Below are 16,273 nucleotides of genomic sequence, written 5' to 3' on the forward strand. Positions count from 1 at the left end.
CTGCACAATCTGAAGCTTCTCCGAAATCGACCGGAAACGGCGAAAGCGACGATCCGTACTCAACCCTACTGCGTCAGACATGAGCCGATCTTCGGCTCTCCAATATCACTCTCGCTAGTAGGGACTCGGCGTACGCTTACGATAAAAACAAGGTTTTTGAGGCCCAACGTCTGACAATGGTGACACCGGGGGAGAGCAGGCACACGGAGGAGAACTCATGAAGTGGCTATGCGGATGTGAAAAAGAAGCAACGCGCTTGGAGGTTTTGTGGGAATGGCGGGATGCCGCAGCTATCGGCCAAAAACACGGCCGGTACGTCAGCTATCGTTGCCGAATCGGTTGCGGGGATTGTGTGCCCCAGGAGGAAGATGAACGCGGTCGCCTCCAGTATTTCCCGGTGAAGCTAAACGCCGCCACGAAGCAAGCTCTGGTGCCTCAAGTAGTGGGGCAAGTTCTGAGGATTGGCCCACGTGGCTTTCTTCCAAAGACCGACATACAGCAGGCATTGCGAAGCCTGCATAAGCGCCCCGATTGAGGGGGGGCAAAATCTCGAACACGTCCCGGCAGTAGCCCACATGGGATGTTTTATTTACACAAAGATTGATATATCCGAATTAGCTGCCGGTGTGCACTCCGGTCACATGGTCAGCCACAGACTCCGTGACACGTTTGCTGTCGATCTACTCACCAAGGGCGTGCCCCTGGAGGAAGTTTCAAAGCTGCTTGGGCACGAGTCAATCAAGACCACGGAGAAGCACTACGCGCGATGGATTAAAGGGCGGCAAGACCGTTTGGACTCACTTGTCATGGGAACGTGGGCAACACCGAAGAATCGCAAGAGCACTAATTGACAAGGGGCTTAGGGCAATTCGGTCTTCCGCATTCACGGGGCATGTAGGCTCCCGTCTTTGCGTCGTAAGTGTAGTCAACTTCCTTGCCGCATCTCGGGCATCTGAATGGCGGGGCAACCGTTGTCATATGCACAGTCCTTTCCGGCAGCTCTGCTCCGTCTTGCTGACTTTAGGTTTAGCACGGCTATCACGATGCCCAAGAGGACATTGAGTCCCAGCCACACCAGAACAAACGCAAGGGCTACATGGAGTGCAATATGGGGCATGCCCCATACTAGACTTTTCTGTAGAAAATCTTGAAACGTTTTGGGTGCGAACGTCACCAAGAGGATATGGGATTCGCACCGATCCCCGGGCCACAAGAAGACAAACTGGAACAGCTCCGCCTCACTCTCGAAAGACTGGACCGCACCGGAGACCTCAATTCCCCGTCAGTAGCCCGTCTCAGGCGCATAATCCTTGACCGTATCGCAGAACTTGAAGCGGCAACGCCAACCGAAGAAGTATAAGAGGCGATTGCAGGTCAAACTGTCACCAGATCGATGCCCGACTCAGATCCAACAGCACCAACACATTCTCGGGAACATAGCGTACTCGGTGCACGCGCAGCGCAAACGTCCGCAACTTAGCCCCGAGCTTGTCATTCCTCGCCACAGCTAACCGTGCCGCCTCTTCAGTCAAATCCAGTTCGACTAACAGCTTGTCCCAGCCGCATACGACGTGCATCTCTGGAATGAAAGCGCCTTGCGCATGACCGAAGAGAATTTGCCGCCCGTGTGGCCTGCCCCGCATGGTTGCCCCTTGTGCTTACTCCATATTGCGCCATTGGGCTAGTCCCACGCCGCGCTGCCTCTCTTTTTGGCGACCTCTTTCCGCCATACAAGAGTCCGGATTCCATCGGTAAACCCTCCAAGACGTGCGAAAGTGGCATAAGCTAATGTTTTCAATAACTTAGCAAGCGCGATTCGCAAATATGTGGTTATTTCCCTTGAATGCAAGCACTTACTTACATTTTCAATAATTCTCCGTGTATGGATCAAATTGATCGGCGGAGGGCTACAGCGTGCATCGCTGCAAGATTTAGACCCGCCTCCCCCTATCCGGCGCTGTAGGTATCCGCTCGACCGGGGGCTGCTGCGCTTACTGCCTGAACGTCTGCGGCGCTTTGCCTTATGCCAACGCCGTAATGGCACTTCGGGTTTCGTTTACGGTGCTCAAAGTGCGCCTTGTACTTCACCCCGGCCTTGTCTTTGCCCTTGGTGACTACTAGTACCGGCGCATTGCATTCGGGGTTCGGGCACCGATAATCAAGTTCCACTCCCAAGTCCCTGAGCGCGACTGCCTGCTTGGTAGTCAGAGTGACGCTGCATTTCAACATTTGTTCAGCGATTCTTGCCATATGACTCCTCGGGCCTCCGGGACTGCCTACATCTTGTTGTGGAACGATGACAGCGTAACTCCTGTGGAGTGCGGGTCAAATCTTGAGCACATTCCCTTCGGACAACGCCTAGAGATGAACGGGTTTCAAGATTTTGACTTACCCTACCCAAGCCCATGCTGGTGTCCCGGTCGTCGGGGCGTTCCTTGTACGGGCGAGGGAGCATGTACCGACAAGGCCTTATGATACCCTTCCCTCAAAACGGAGACCAATAGATGACTGCCCTTCCAGAAATGCTCAGCCCCTTGACGGTGAAGATTGAACAACTGTTGCTCGATCCGAACAATCCACGCTTTTCGGAGCTTGGAGAGGATCTAAATAACGTTTCCGAAGGGCGCTTCGCGGACGAAAAGGTCCAAGCCTTTACGTTCGATAAAATGCGTGCAGATGTCTTCGATGTCTCCGAACTGAAGGACACAATCAAGACTCTCGGGTTCCTCCCGATGGATCGAATGGTAGTGAGGCGATGGCGTGGTAACCCCACGGGGACGGACGACAAGTACGTCGTAATTGAGGGTAACAGGCGCCTTACTGCGCTGCGTTGGCTTATTAGCCTGCACGAGATTGGCAAGGAGAACTTTTCGGCGGAACAGTTGAACAATTTCACTAATTTGGAGTGCTTACTGCTAGATGATGAAGCCGCACCAAGTACCGCGAGTCTGATTCTACCGGGCTTGAGGCATGTCTCAGGCATAAAGGAGTGGGGTCCATATCAGAAGGCGAAGGCGGTATATGCTTTGCGCAAGAGCGGCCTCTCTTCGCAGGATGCCGCGCAGAGTCTAGGCCTTTCGACACGGGCAGCGAACAGTGCCTACAAGTGCTACTTAGCACTTGAACAGATGAAGAACGATGAGGAGTACGGCGAACATGCGGTGCCCCGGATGTATAGCTACTTTGAAGAGGTTTTTAAACGGCCAAACGTACGCACCTGGCTCAGTTGGAGCGACGACGACGAAGGATTCACCGAAGAGGAACGCGTAAAGGAATTCTATTCTTGGATAATTCCCGGAGACGATGGGCAGAGCCCTAAATTACCCGAAGCAAAAAGCGTTCGCGAGCTTTCTGAGATTCTCTCCGACGATAGCGCGATGAACATACTTAGATCGCCTGAGGGAAGTCTGAGCCGCGCAGTTCTCCGTTTCGAGGTGGATCATCCCGAGGATTGGTATCCCAAAGTCGCCGCTGCTGCTTCCGCAGTCAACTCGCTAACTCCCGATAAGCTGCGGTCGCTCGATCAATCTACGTTGAGTAGCTTAGTTGAGCTGAAGGACAAAATAACGCAAGCACTTAAGGACAGAGAGAGCCTCATCGGTCAACAGAGCTGAAGATGGGCATTCCCTCCACTCAGATTATTGCGTTGTGGGTCCAGGAAGAGCTTGCGGACACCGGTTGGTCTCCTCTACGGAGTGTAGCAATTGCCGCTGTGCGTCGGCGTTGGACGAAGCCCGAGGAGGCCATCGAGGAATTTGTTGACGATCATCTTGGATACATCGCAGAGGTTTTACGTAACGACATTGCGGACAGGATAATAGACGGAAAAATAGCGGACATCCAGATAGATGAGGAAACCCCACCCTACATCCGGCGAATCTTTCCCCGACGCCCAACTATCCTTGATAAGTTAAGGCGGATTGATCCTTTCGAATTTGAGCGAGTTTGTGCTCGAATTCTGCAAACACTAGGAGCTGACGCGGCCACTACGCAACGAACTGCGGACGGCGGCATCGACTTTACTGCTACCAAGCTAAAGATCGTTCATGGAACTCTGCCAATGCCCGCATCCTGCCACGGAGTAGTTATAGGGCAGGCGAAGCGTTACAAGGAAGGAAACGCCATCTCCGAGACAAAGCTTCGGGAATTTGTTGGCGCTTCCGTTTTGAAGAGGCATCGCATGTCAACGGAGTCTGCCATTGCCCCCTTGATGCCGACGCTCTATGCATTCTGGACTACATCCGACCTAGAGCCTAATGCCAAAAAATACGCAAGGAGTGTGGGTCTGTGGTACATGGACGGCGTCACCTTGAGCGCGTATGCCGAGGAATTGGGCCTAACTACTTACATCGAAGGGTTGGCGGAATCCATTCTTCCGAAGACCGTGTAGATCGCAGAAGTCAACGTGGGGGGGAAATTGGCATCGCAAGGACTGATGCATGATCTTACCTCGCGAGAAGGCTCACTCGCTCATGCACGGCCTGAAGGTCCGATGTCACAAGGTTTGCATATCTTCTTGTCATCTCAAGCGTCGAGTGTCCGAGCACCTTTTGAAGATGGAAGACGGAGCCGCCGCGTCGCAAATAATTCACCGCGAATGTGTGCCTGAAGGCGTGGAGGGTGCGACCTGGAGGGGTAAAGCCAAGCCTCCGGCATAGCAGCTTCACATCCCGCAAGACATTCCGACGACCCAACTTTGTCTGCGTGCAGTTGGCAAAAAGCAAGTGATCCGTCGTCCGATTCGATTCCTTGCAATAGCGCACTATTGCTTTCCGCAACTCGAAACTGAAGGGGACAACCCGCTGCTTGCGTCCTTTGCCGTCCAGCGTGACAAGCAGATTCTCAAGGTTCAAATCGCAAACACGCAACGTGAGGGCCTCTGAGATGCGGCAGCCGGTGTCAAGCAGGAACAACGTTAGCAAATGAAGCCGCTCCTGATACTTGTCCTTGGGCTTCCACGCTACAATCAGCCGGATTTGCTGCTCGGTGAACGTAGGCAACACAAGCTGCGGCTCTTTGAGCTGAGCAATTTTCGGATGCTTGCAAGTGGGACCGCATTTCACCTCCGAGCCCGCACTTGCCCAATGGAGGTAAGTGTTGATAGCGCGGATGGCCGAATTGCAGCCGGTGGCTTTCAATCCCTTTTCGCGCATACGGACCACGGCGGCCTTCAGGTCATCTTGTGAGGGTGATTCCGTGAGTAGCCATTTGAAGCTGTGCTTGTACCACTCCAGCGTTGACGGTGAGACGTTTGAGAGGAATTGGCGTTCGCGGGTGAACTCTGAAAATCCCATATCGGCTTTCTCCAAGCGAGTACTCAAATTTGGAGACAACCCATATAAACTATTGATTCCAAAGGGACGTGGCTCAGCCTGGTAGAGCACTCGCTTGGGGTGCGAGGGGTCGGCAGTTCAAATCTGCCCGTCCCGACCATTGAATTCCCTTTTTCAAATCGATTCGCACCGGCAATTCCGCTTGGAACTGCCGAAGCGCCCGAACCCTGTGCGAAGCCGTATTCAGTTTGGATAGAGCGATGTTTTGATGGCCTGTGCCAAATCATTGGGATGAAAGCCAAACGGGCCGGGCTTGCTCTTAAATAGAACGCGGCCGCCTTTGCCGATCAGGTAGAGCCGATCGGGCCAGCCGGTGTAAGCGGATTCGACTCGATTGTCGAGGCCATCCACCAGAGCGGGGAACTTGATCCCCAGCTTGCGCACGCACGCGCCGGCAACATAGGCGCGCTCAACCTCATCCTTTGGACTGCTGAAGAGGACGTTATCGCGCACGTTCGAACGCATCTGCCAAACGTCGGTGGGATGCGCTTCAAGAATGTAGACAGCATAGAAGTCGATCTGGCCGCGATACTGCTCCGCGAGCTTGTTCAGGGCGGGAACCTCCCGCCGAAAAGGCGGTCAAGTGTAGCTGCCAAAAACGAGAACAACTGGGCGCTCCACCCAAAGTGTGGCCAGATCGGTTGGACTGTGATCTTCAAGCTTCTTCACCACCAGGCCAGGTGCGGCGTCACCGACATTCAAGTGTCCGTCGCGAGCCCGCATCCAAAGAGTCTCGAAGGGAAGCACAAAGTAGGCAGGCATGGGCATCTTTGCCATCACATGGCCGAAGACCTCCGGCGGCTGACGCATGGCCCAGTTCACGTATCCAACGAGGCCAAGCCATCCGATAAAGCAGAGAGCGGCGATACTGGCAACCCAATTCCGTATGCGCTTCTTCTTTGTGATGTCCATCGGTCTCCTACTTCGTCATCTCATTCATCTCGAGATAGCCCTGTGGTGCTATTCCAAAGGCATCCGCAACCCGATTGAAGAAAGCGAACATCGCGGTGATGTATACAGCTTCAGCGATCTGCGGCTCCGTCCAGCCATGATCCCGCAGCCTCTGCACATCCTCGTTGGTGGTGCGATACGCCGCTTCCGTCACCTTTGTTACGTAATCAAGCAAGGCGCGCTCTGCTGGGCTCAAGCCGGCTTCTTCCAGTTTGCCGTTTGCTATCGCCTGCACCATATTCTCTTCGGCTCCCTGTACACGCAGGAAGTATGCATGCGAGTCCAGTCAATATGGACAGCGATTGAGCCACGAAACCCAGCTCGCAATCGCTTCCTTCGTTCTCCGATCCAAATGGCCGTGGGAAAAATGAACCGTATCGCTGAATTTGATCACATCGCGCAGGAAGTCGGGGCGGTGGCTGAAGCACTTCAAAATGCCGGGGACCTTTTGACGGCCTGACTTGGCACGCCATTCGTCGTAGACCGTGGCCACTTCGCCAGCGGCGTCGCGATCTTCGATGAGTTTGATTTTGGTTTCGCTGTCGGAGTTTGCCACGCACTTTTCCTGCAAAGTATTCCGCAATATAGCACGATGGCTACGCGGTACACATCCACCTCGCGATCTAGCAGGAACATAGCAGTCCGCGGAAAACTGCTTCTTTGAAAGGGTACGACTCCTAGAGAATAAGCCGCTGGTCGCCCTGCTTCTGGGTGATGCGCTGGCGGTCAAGGTACTCGAGGAGGGGGATCGCATATTTGCGCGAGAGGCCGGTCAGTTGCTTAAAGCGAGCAACATCCATCAGGCTCCCGCGAAGCGGGGTCAGCTGCGCAACAAGTCGGCCCAGCGCGGCAGCGTGGATGAACAAGTCGTCGCTGCCCATGCGAACGATGGTCTTGTCTCGTTGCAGCGCTGTTACGAGACGGCGCATGTCGGACTCCTTTATGTTGAACCGCTGGGCAAGTTCCAGGACGGAGGGAGCGGCGAGCCCGGACTCCTCGTACGCATGGGCGATTGCCGCCAGCCGGTCGCTCTCCGGATTCGAAGTCGGAGCACCAGCGTTGTAAAGGGAGACGGTTTCGCCACGGAGCTGGATCTTCTTCTGATTTGCGAGGGATCTGACCACGAAGTCAAACACGGGTTGACTGAGATCCGCCTGGCCGCGCAGCTCGGAGGCCTTCACGCGCTCGCCGGTTTGAAGGCGTGCAGTGATTTCGCGCGCGGCTGTGAGGAAAGCTTCGCGGCTCAGAAGCAGATTGTTCGAAATGAGATGGATGTCACCGGATTCGATGGCTGGGCCGATCTGACGTCGAATTGCATCGGGGGTCAAACCGCTTTCGGCAGAGAGCGCGTCAAGAGTAATGCCGTCGGTGCCGCGACGGGATATACGGAGTGAAAGCTGCTCGGCTGGAGAGGCTGCGCGCGATTGTTCGAGCCAGCCTTGCGTGGCGGACTTTCTCTGTCGAGGCAGTGGGTGGGCATCGAGGACACGACCCCCTCCGATTGTGCCGGCCGGCGAGGGTTGCCGCAGGACAAACCGGTCACCGGGCACCAGCACGATTGGCTCGGCAAGCTTGAGGCGCATAAGCCGCGAGGTTCCCGGTTGAACTGCTTCGTAACCGTAGAGAGACACAGATGCCATGGTCTCGGAAGTGAATGCGTGGAAGTGAATGTTTGCGCGATGCTTCAACGCTGGAGCGGTCTGGAGAAGGCGCACTTCAACATCGAGAGTATCCACAGACAAAAGCGTCCGGGGTGATACCAGTGTCTGGCCGCGACGGACCTGAGTTGCATCGATTCCCGAGAGATTCACGGCGACCCGCGAGCCAGGTTGTGCGTATGGGACACGCTCGCTGTGTGATTGAAGGCCGCGCACACGGACCGCGCGGTCATCGGGAAGTAAGTGCAGCGTCTCGCCATCACGAATTGTTCCCGATAGAAGGGTTCCGGTGACTACCGTGCCGAATCCCTTCATGACAAAAGAACGGTCGAGCGGCATGCGAATCAAGGCATCCGAGGTCTCAAGGTGAGTACGCATCGCCAGGTTCAGCAGCTCAGTTCGCACAACTTCAAGGCCCGCTCCGGTTGGCGCACTGGCAGATAAAACCGGCGCGTGATCTTTCGAGAGAAACGTTCCCTGTAGAAAGCGCTCGATCGAGCCCGTGACCTCCTCCAACTGGGAAGCGCTGACCGTATCGGCTTTGGTAATGACAGTCAGCCCTTGCGAGATGCCAAGGAGATCGCAGATGGCGAGATGCTCCACCGTCTGCGGCATGATGCCTTCGTCGGCCGCGACAACGAGCATGACTGCCGGAACACAGCCAGCTCCGGCGAGCATGTTACGGATGAAGAGGCTGTGGCCGGGAACGTCGACAAAGCTGATGCGAAGTGGAGATCCGTTCGGAGTCGGGATGTCGAAAGAAGCAAAACCCAGGTCGATGGTGATACCGCGTCGTTTCTCCTCAGGAAGGCGGTCCGTGTCAATGCCCGTGAGCGCGCGGACCAACGTGGTCTTGCCGTGGTCGATATGACCAGCGGTTCCGACAACGATGGAACTGGGCGTATTGGTCATTCAGAGTTATCCAATGAGAAACGCTCGTTGCGATTGCTCGATCTAGAGGCTACTTAAAAGAGAAGCCAGTTCCTCATCGAATTCGGGAGGTATCGTGCGAAGATCCAGCAGAACCGCATCGTCAGAAACCCGGCCAATGATCGGTGGTTCTAGCCTGCGAAGACTTGCGAGCACATCCGCGGCTGGTAGAGATGCGTGTCGCAGAGAGATCGCGCAGCTTTGCAGAGTAGCCTTGGGTGCGGTGCCTCCACCGACGAGACTGGAGACTGGAACGACGTCAAAAACCAGTTGAGAGGAAGTGATGCGCCCTGTGATTTCGCGGCAACGCCGCATCAGATCCTCAGGCCGAACACCGAGCATGCGTTCAACGGGAATGGAACTCGTTTCCTCAGAAAGATGCTCCAGCAACGTTGCCTCGAGCGCCGCGTAGGTGAGCTTGTCAACCCGCAAAGCCCGGAGGAGTGGGTTCTTTCGGATGCGGTCAATCAGATCGATTCTGCCGACGAGAATGCCGCATTGGGGGCCGCCCAGCAACTTGTCTCCGCTGGTGGCAATAAGGCCCACGCCGCTCTCAAAGGACTGAAGCAAGCTGGGTTCCCCGCTGATCCCGAAACGCTCAAGCGAGGAAAGAAGGCCGGTGCCCTGATCCTCAAACAAGGGTATGCCTGCACGTTTTGAAAGCTCGACCAGTTCCTTCAACGATGGGCGCTCGGTAAATCCTTCGATGCTGAAGTTCGACCGATGCACGCGAAGCAGGAGGCCTGTGCCGGGACCGATTGCGCTTTCATAATCGGCGAGTCGGGTGCGGTTGGTTGTGCCGACCTCTTTGAGAATTGCGCCGGATTTCTCAAGAATCTCAGGGATGCGGAATCCTCCGCCGATCTCGACAAGTTCACCGCGAGAGACGATGACTTCAGACTTTTCGGCCAGCGAGTTCAGCGCCAGCATCGTGGCTGCGGCGCAATTGTTCACGATGATGACGCCGTGTCGATCGGCATCAGCTGCAGGCGCGTTGGCCGCGCCCAGGGCGCGCAACACAAGGGATTCAACGTGAGAGTCCCTGCGGCTCCGCAAGCCAGTTTCAAGGTCGAACTCAAGGTTGCAGTAATCCTGTGCTACTTCAACCACGTGACGAAGAGCTCCGGCGCTCAATGGAGCGCGGCCGAGGTTGGTGTGGAGAATTACGCCGGTTGCATTGACGACGGGGCGAAGTGAGTATTGGGCACCAGCTGCGAGGCGGTTGGCAATTTCTTCGGGCAGCAGGGCGATGCTTTTCTTCAGGCTCGATTCTGAATGCAACCCGGCGGAAGTCTCTGTGCGCAGTGCGGCGAGAGCCTCGCGGGCCGCACGCAACACAGCGCCGTGCGGGTGCTTGTCGAGCAGAGAGCGGCATGCAGGAATCAACAAGACTTCGTTGATTGACGGCAGCTCGCGAAAGAGCTTTTGAAGCGTTTCATCTTCGTGTTGCAGATCGTGAATGGCCATTGCGAAATTCTCAGATTCAGTAGCTCATCATCGCAGATGGATCGCCGAGGCACCAGCACCCGGGGTATACGCGCCTGAGACGCGCCCGATGGCTGCCGCAGGAAGGCCGGCATTCAAGAGCGCCGCGAGCAATGTTGGCGCATCTTCGGCGGCAACAGATATCAGAAGTCCGCCCGATGTCTGCGGGTCATAGAGCAAAGCACGGAGGTCATCCGGGATGCGGCTCCCGGGAGAATCCGCGACTACACACTCGGCAAAGTCGCGGTTTGCAAGCAGACCGCCGGGAATCGCGCCGGCGCCCACTGCATCGAGTGCGCCCTCGATGAGAGGTACCTTATCGGTTTCGATTTCCAGCGTGACGCCACTGCCAAAAGCCATCTCGCGTCCGTGACCCATGAGCCCAAAGCCGGTGATGTCGGTGATTGCATGGACGCCGGGACAACCGATGGCAATGGTGGAGGCGGTGCCGTTCAGTGTTGTCATGGAACGAATGGCGCGCTCCACCCAGGCTGCTTCAGACTTTCCCTGCTTGAGGGCAGTCGTGATAACGCCAGTGCCGATGGGCTTGGTGAGAATGAGAATATCCCCGGGAAGCGCTCCGGCGTTCGTATAAACGCGTCCCGGATCGACAAGACCCGTTACCGCATAGCCGAATTTCATCTCGGCATCGCGAACGGAGTGCCCACCCACCACAACGCATCTTGTCTCGGCCATCTTCGACAACCCTCCACGCATGATCTGCTCGAGGATTTCAAGGGCGGCGTCCTGTGGGAAGCAAACGATCGCGAGAGCAGTCAGCGGGCGGCCTCCCATCGCATAAACATCGCTGAGAGCATTCGTCGCCGCAATCTGACCGAAAGTGAATGGGTCATCCACCAGCGGAGTGAAAAAGTCGACGGTCTGCACCAGCGCCATTCCCGGACCGATACGGTAGATGCCTGCATCGTCGGAAGTCTCAAATCCAACAAGTAGATTCGGGTCGGCCTGCGTCGGCAGCGTGGAAAGCACCTGTCGGAGAGTTCCGGCTGGGAGTTTGCTGGCGCATCCGCCGGCCTTTACCTGCTGTGTCAAGCGAACCGATTGTGTTTGATCCAAGCCCATGTCCTTCCATTCTTATCATCCATCCGTGCCTCGCAACCTGGGCAAGATAGCATGTGAGAGAGTCATAAGACGGAAGTGCTTAGGCTCCGGTGATCCTCCCGGTCTTCAAAACCGGCGGTCGTCCTTAACGGGCGACGGTGTGTTCGACTCACACGCGCTTCCGCCAGCTTCCATGTGCAACCCGCGATAAAGAGTGGCTGGCGGCGTGCTCAGCTTCACAAATCCCGCGGCAATCCCACTCGATGATCGCTCTATTCGCGCCGGGGCAATTTCGCTCGAAACTGCTGATCCCGAAGCACCCCAACCCTTGAAATCCGCCCAAGGGTAGCAGCCGCCACGTCGGATTTGACTTGGATTTCGGGCAAGAGAGGAATTTTTTCGCCAAACCGAAAAGCAATCGGCATCCGCCCCGTTCCTGTTCAATTGGGCAGCAAGCCAGTGACGTCCAATTCCCCGAAAATTGTCAGATCATTCCAAGCAGCAGGCTGTCATACCCACCTGTTTCAACGACTTTTGGGTGCTTCAAGTGAGGTGCGGTATATCGCCCCATAGACTGTGACGGCTCTTGCAGGCAAGTTGCCAACCTCAACCTGTCCCAAGCGAGAAATGTCAAAGAATGTCAAACAATTGTAATTTGTGTTGATTTGCTTGTTTAGGGCCAGTTCGAAGGGCAAAATGAAATATATGGTGAATCATCAGGAGCTGCTTCTGGAAGGTATCGCGGAACGACCGGCGCCGAACCCTGAACTCGGAATGATTTTGGTCGTTGAGGATGATCCGAGGATGCAGAAAGTTCTCTCGCGGATCTTCATGGAAGAGAGCTATGCGACCGAAATTGCCGGGGACGGGAAAATGGGGCTCGAGCTGTTTCGCGCTCGGCAGCCTGTAGCCGTCGTGCTCGACCTGATTTTGCCCCAGATTTCGGGTAGAGAGCTTTGCCAGAAAATGAAGACCCTATCGCCTGAGACGCCAGTCATCGTGCTCAGCGCGATCACAGAGGTTGTAGATAAGGTCCTTCTCCTGGAGCTTGGCGCGGATGATTACGTGACCAAACCGTTCAGCCCGCGTGAGTTGATGGCGCGGGTTCAGGCGGCAATACGACGTCGGAAGCGCCCCTCAAGGTCCGCTCTCTACCGCTTTGGCGAGTGCGAGCTAGATTTCGAGAAGATGACAGCGAAACGAGCAGGCGAACCCATCGTGCTCACATCCCATGAGTTCAAGCTGCTGCGGTTCTTTACTGAAAATCCGGAACGCGTATTGAGCCGGGAGCTCCTGCTGAACGAAGTGTGGGGATACAATTCGTACCCGACCACCCGCACCGTGGATAACCAGATTCTGAAGCTCAGGCAAAAGCTTGAGCCCGATCCGGCAAATCCTAAGCACATGCTTACAATCTATGGGGCCGGCTACAAGTTTGTACCCGGAAGCTAACAAGTTGGGCGGTCTCGAAGCGCACCAGGAGTAAGCGGGCATGGGCGAGAGCAAAGGGATTCGGACCCGCATGCTGCTGGTCGCCGCAATGGCGTTGATCATTGCGAGCGCAACGTTCGGCAGTCTCCTCATCGTTCGCCACCAGCTCGAAAGCCAGGTTACCCAGGATCTCTCGAAAGATCTCGCTCACTCCGTTACCACATTTCAAAACCTCGAGGCGCAGCGACTGAGTGCGCTGGAGCGCGAAAATGCTCTTCTGGCTGATCTGCCCAGCCTTAAAGCGCTGATGACGACCAGCGATAAGCGGACCATCGAGGATGCCGGGGTTGAGTTCTGGAAGGTGAGCGATAGCGATCTGTTCGCCTTGGCAGACAACCAGGGGCACGTGGTGGCGGCATATGCCAGGGGTCTGCGCGATGCCGGACCGCTGGCCCAGGACCTCCAACCATTATTTGCCAGGCCGACCTTTCGATACTTGGTCAGCTCCGATCGTCTCTACGCGTGCTCGTCTCATCCGCTCTTCTTTGGCAGCGCGCAAGATGGAGTCCTGCTGGGATACGTGATCAGCGGATTCGAGATTGGCCCTGATCTGCTGCGGCAGATTGGTGAGGCGACCAGCGTTGAAACTGCATTTCTGAGCAATGGACACTCCCTTGCGAGCACGCTGGACGGACCTGTATTGCAGCAGATTTCTCAATGGCCGGCAACCTCAGGTTCAGAGCCAGACGCGCCGGTCACGATCAAGGTTGGCGACCAACGCTTCATTGCCGCTACACGCGATCTCAGTGCGCCCGTTCCGCTGCGCCTGGTCGTATTGAAATCGTTTGAACAGGCAGAAAAATCGATCCATCAAATCGACCGGCTCGTGTTGATCGCGGGATTGCTCGCGCTGATCGTTGGAACACTATTAATGATTTGGCTGTCGCGCATCGTTACTCGACCGCTCGAAGAACTCGCGACTGGCGTACGCGCCTTCGGCGTTGGAGACAGTGCCCACCTGCTGCCCAATGACGGAACCCGCGAGGTACGTGAGCTGAGTCTGTCATTTGAGAAGATGCGCGATGAGATCCTTCGCACTAACCACGCTCTTTTGGAGTCTGAGCGGCTCGCTACGATCGGCCGAATGGCAAGTTCGGTTTCGCATGACCTGCGTCACTATCTTGCCAGCGTTTATGCCAATTCTGAGTTTCTGGCGTCATCGCCATTGTCGGAACAGGAGCGGACTGAAATCCTGGGCGATATCCGTACTGCGGTGCACGGCACCACCGAGCTCATCGAGTCGATGCTGATCTTCAGCAGGACCGGCGAAGCAATACGGCGTTCTCACGAGTTGGTTTCGGCTCTGTTTGAGCGCGCCCTCACGCTGCTTCGCGCCCATCCTGATGCTGCTGGAGTTCAGTTGACCGCGACGCATTGCGATCCTGCGGAGACGCCTGCGCTGGTTGACGCAAAGCAAGTCGAAAGGGCGATCTACAACCTGCTCCTGAATGCCTGCCAGTCAGCGAGAACCGGCGAAGGCGAGGCGCGCGTCCGGGCCCGCCTCGATATTCATGACGGGATGATCGTTATCGAGGTGGAAGATAACGGTCCCGGCGTTCCCGAGAGCATTCGCAACAGCCTGTTTCAGCCTTTCGTCAGCGAGGGCAAGCAGAAGGGCTCAGGGCTCGGACTTACGCTTGCGCACTGCGTAGCTGCCGAACATGGCGGCGAAGTCTTGCTGGTAACAACAGGACCCGGTGAAACAATATTTCGCATGACAATCGACCGGGGAATCGAACAGCAAACGGCGCCAGAAGATTCCAGTCAAAGAAGGTGGGCAGCGGGATGAGCCAGCTTCGCGCACGTGCCAAAAAAATCGAATGGATTATTCGAATCGCCGGACGAGCGATGCTTGGTCTCTGGTTAAGCGCAGCCTGCAGCCTTGCGCAGAGCCAGCCGGCAGCGGATGAGAGCCTCGAAGTGAAGGTGCGACAGCTTACAGACGCGCTAAGCAAGGCTCAGAAACAGATCGAGCAGTCTCAGCGTGAGCTCGATGAATTGCGGGCGCAGATGACGGCGCTTCAGCAGCAGATTGCCTCGGCAAACCCGGGAGCCTCCGAATCTGATTCCGCGCGGCTCTCGGCTGCGGTCGATCAGATTCGCGAACAGCAGGCGCTCGAGCAAACGCAGATCGCCACGCACGAACAGGCCAAAGTCGAAAGCGAGTCGAAATTCCCGCTGAAGGTCAGCGGCCTGGTGCTCCTGACCGGGTTCGTGAATACCGCCCTCGTGGATAATCCGATCTCGCCATCGATCGTTCTTGCAGGGGGAGGCAGTACGGGAGCGTCGATGCGGCAGACCGTGCTGGGCCTTGATGCGCGAGGGCCTCACCTGTTCAACGCTCAAACGCACGCAGATGTACGGGTCGATTTCGATGGTGGGGCAGTTTCAGCCGGGACCACGGCGAATGCGTACCCAGAGGGATTGCTCCGGCTTCGTACCGCCCACGCCGATCTGGAATGGGATCACACGCAGGTATTCTTTGCCCTGGATCGTCCGATCGTGAGTCCCAACACGCCCACATCGTTTACCGCGGTAGCCGTTCCTGCTCTTGGTTGGTCGGGAAATCTCTGGACATGGAACCCTCAAGTCGGAGTAAGGCAGGACTTTCCTTTGCCGGGTGCGCAACGGTTTCGCACGCAGGCAGCCTTGATTGATGTGATGAATCCGGTGCAGATCTATGCCGGGTCGAGCTCATCCACTACGCCGATCACGACACCGACAACTGCGGAAATGAGTCGTTGGCCAGGTGCGGAAGGCAGGCTCGCGCTTCTTGGCGGCGCCGAAGATTCCGGGCTTCAACTTGGCGCAGGCGGACTCTTTGTTCCGCACCAGTCAATTGGAGGAACGCGCTTCAATTCGTGGGCAGGCACGCTCGATTACCGTATTCCCCTTGCCGCACATGCTGCAATTAGTGGTAGCGGTTACTGGGGCGCCGCCCTCGGTGGACTTGGAGGCGGCGCATTCAAGGACTACGTAATTGCGCCTGATCCACTTTCTCCGATAGGGTATTCCTTCGAAAACCTCCACGCCCTTGGCGGATGGACGCAATTCAAGGCCCGAGTCAACCAGCAGCTCGAATTCAACGCCGCGCTGGGGACAGATCAGGTGCCAGCATCGGAGCTCCGCCCCTATGCTGGGAGTGTCACGGCATATTACTTGAACCTGGCGCGCAGTCTCACCTATACAGGCAATGTGATTTATCGTCCGAGCGCCTACCTGACGTTTTCGCTCGAGTATCGCCATCTGCAAAGCTCGCCGGTGAACAATTACTCCACGACAGGCCATATCATCGGAATTGCAACGGGGTACAGCTTCTGATGCGAGGACGACTGATATGCATATCAATTGTCGGATTCGCCC

General features: G+C 56.3%; 14 protein-coding genes, 2 tRNA genes and 1 pseudogene. 8 read left to right on the forward strand and 9 right to left on the reverse strand.

All coding sequences use genetic code 11. The annotated features are described in order from the left end of the window. Positions 1-575 precede the first annotated feature (575 nt). Positions 576-851, forward strand: coding sequence for a tyrosine-type recombinase/integrase (locus tag VK574_RS21070; RefSeq protein WP_472801854.1), 276 nt, complete (start codon positions 576-578; stop codon positions 849-851). 1,096 nt (positions 852-1,947) lie between these two features. On the opposite strand, the gene VK574_RS21075 is transcribed toward VK574_RS21070, so the two are convergent. Continuing rightward, the gene (locus VK574_RS21075; RefSeq protein WP_472801855.1) at positions 1,948-2,250 is read right to left on the reverse strand and encodes a hypothetical protein; all 303 of its coding nucleotides are present in this window, start codon (positions 2,248-2,250) and stop codon (positions 1,948-1,950) included. Between the two features lie 254 nt (positions 2,251-2,504). On the opposite strand from VK574_RS21075, the gene VK574_RS21080 reads away from it, so the two are divergent. Together VK574_RS21080 and VK574_RS21085 are read left to right on the forward strand one after the other, a co-directional pair. Continuing rightward, positions 2,505-3,614 carry a hypothetical protein gene (locus VK574_RS21080; RefSeq protein WP_472801856.1) on the forward strand — a complete coding sequence of 370 codons (1,110 nt, stop codon included), beginning with the start codon at positions 2,505-2,507 and terminating at the stop codon, positions 3,612-3,614. 2 nt (positions 3,615-3,616) lie between these two features. Next, complete coding sequence (locus tag VK574_RS21085; RefSeq protein WP_472801857.1) at positions 3,617-4,390, forward strand: restriction endonuclease; 774 nt, start codon at positions 3,617-3,619, stop codon at positions 4,388-4,390. Positions 4,391-4,445: 55 nt separating this feature from the next. Here VK574_RS21085 and VK574_RS21090 read toward each other — a convergent pair whose 3' ends face one another. Beyond that, the gene (locus VK574_RS21090) at positions 4,446-5,294 is read right to left on the reverse strand and encodes a tyrosine-type recombinase/integrase (protein WP_472801858.1); all 849 of its coding nucleotides are present in this window, start codon (positions 5,292-5,294) and stop codon (positions 4,446-4,448) included. Between the two features lie 62 nt (positions 5,295-5,356). Here VK574_RS21090 and VK574_RS21095 point away from each other — a divergent pair. Further along, positions 5,357-5,433, forward strand: a tRNA-Pro gene (locus tag VK574_RS21095). An 83-nt stretch (positions 5,434-5,516) separates the two neighbouring features. On the opposite strand, the pseudogene VK574_RS21100 reads toward VK574_RS21095, so the two are convergent. From VK574_RS21100 to selD, 7 genes and pseudogenes are all read right to left on the reverse strand, one after another. Next, positions 5,517-5,900: pseudogene (locus VK574_RS21100) on the reverse strand (deiodinase-like protein); the annotation flags it as partial. A gap of 12 nt (positions 5,901-5,912) precedes the next feature. Next, the gene (locus tag VK574_RS21105) at positions 5,913-6,245 is read right to left on the reverse strand and encodes a hypothetical protein (protein ID WP_472801859.1); all 333 of its coding nucleotides are present in this window, start codon (positions 6,243-6,245) and stop codon (positions 5,913-5,915) included. 7 nt (positions 6,246-6,252) lie between these two features. After that, positions 6,253-6,522 (reverse strand): carboxymuconolactone decarboxylase family protein, encoded by a 270-nt coding sequence (locus tag VK574_RS21110; RefSeq protein WP_472801860.1) that lies wholly within the window; start codon positions 6,520-6,522, stop codon positions 6,253-6,255. 48 nt (positions 6,523-6,570) lie between these two features. Next, complete coding sequence (locus VK574_RS21115) at positions 6,571-6,840, reverse strand: hypothetical protein (RefSeq protein ID WP_472801861.1); 270 nt, start codon at positions 6,838-6,840, stop codon at positions 6,571-6,573. A gap of 121 nt (positions 6,841-6,961) precedes the next feature. Further along, positions 6,962-8,854 (reverse strand): selenocysteine-specific translation elongation factor, encoded by a 1,893-nt coding sequence (gene selB, locus VK574_RS21120; protein WP_472801862.1) that lies wholly within the window; start codon positions 8,852-8,854, stop codon positions 6,962-6,964. A 42-nt stretch (positions 8,855-8,896) separates the two neighbouring features. Further along, a complete protein-coding gene (gene selA, locus VK574_RS21125; RefSeq protein WP_472801863.1) occupies positions 8,897-10,339 on the reverse strand; it encodes an L-seryl-tRNA(Sec) selenium transferase in 1,443 nt (480 codons plus the stop codon). A gap of 27 nt (positions 10,340-10,366) precedes the next feature. Beyond that, complete coding sequence (gene selD / locus VK574_RS21130) at positions 10,367-11,434, reverse strand: selenide, water dikinase SelD (protein WP_472801864.1); 1,068 nt, start codon at positions 11,432-11,434, stop codon at positions 10,367-10,369. Between the two features lie 77 nt (positions 11,435-11,511). On the opposite strand from selD, the gene VK574_RS21135 reads away from it, so the two are divergent. The 4 genes from VK574_RS21135 to VK574_RS21150 all read left to right on the forward strand — a co-directional run bounded on the left by VK574_RS21135 (position 11,512) and on the right by VK574_RS21150 (position 16,231). Then, positions 11,512-11,606, forward strand: a tRNA-Sec gene (locus tag VK574_RS21135). A 509-nt stretch (positions 11,607-12,115) separates the two neighbouring features. Next, positions 12,116-12,871, forward strand: a complete 756-nt coding sequence (locus VK574_RS21140) for a response regulator transcription factor (protein ID WP_472801865.1) — start codon at positions 12,116-12,118, stop codon at positions 12,869-12,871. Between the two features lie 40 nt (positions 12,872-12,911). Further along, entirely contained in the window at positions 12,912-14,699 is a 1,788-nt protein-coding gene (locus tag VK574_RS21145) for a sensor histidine kinase (RefSeq protein ID WP_472801866.1), read from the forward strand. After that, positions 14,696-16,231, forward strand: a complete 1,536-nt coding sequence (locus VK574_RS21150) for a hypothetical protein (RefSeq protein ID WP_472801867.1) — start codon at positions 14,696-14,698, stop codon at positions 16,229-16,231. The genes VK574_RS21145 and VK574_RS21150 overlap by 4 nt, the downstream gene beginning before the upstream one ends. Positions 16,232-16,273: the final 42 nt, after the last annotated feature.

It is taken from the genome of Occallatibacter sp. (genome assembly GCF_035317045.1).
Lineage (GTDB): Bacteria > Acidobacteriota > Terriglobia > Terriglobales > Acidobacteriaceae > Telmatobacter.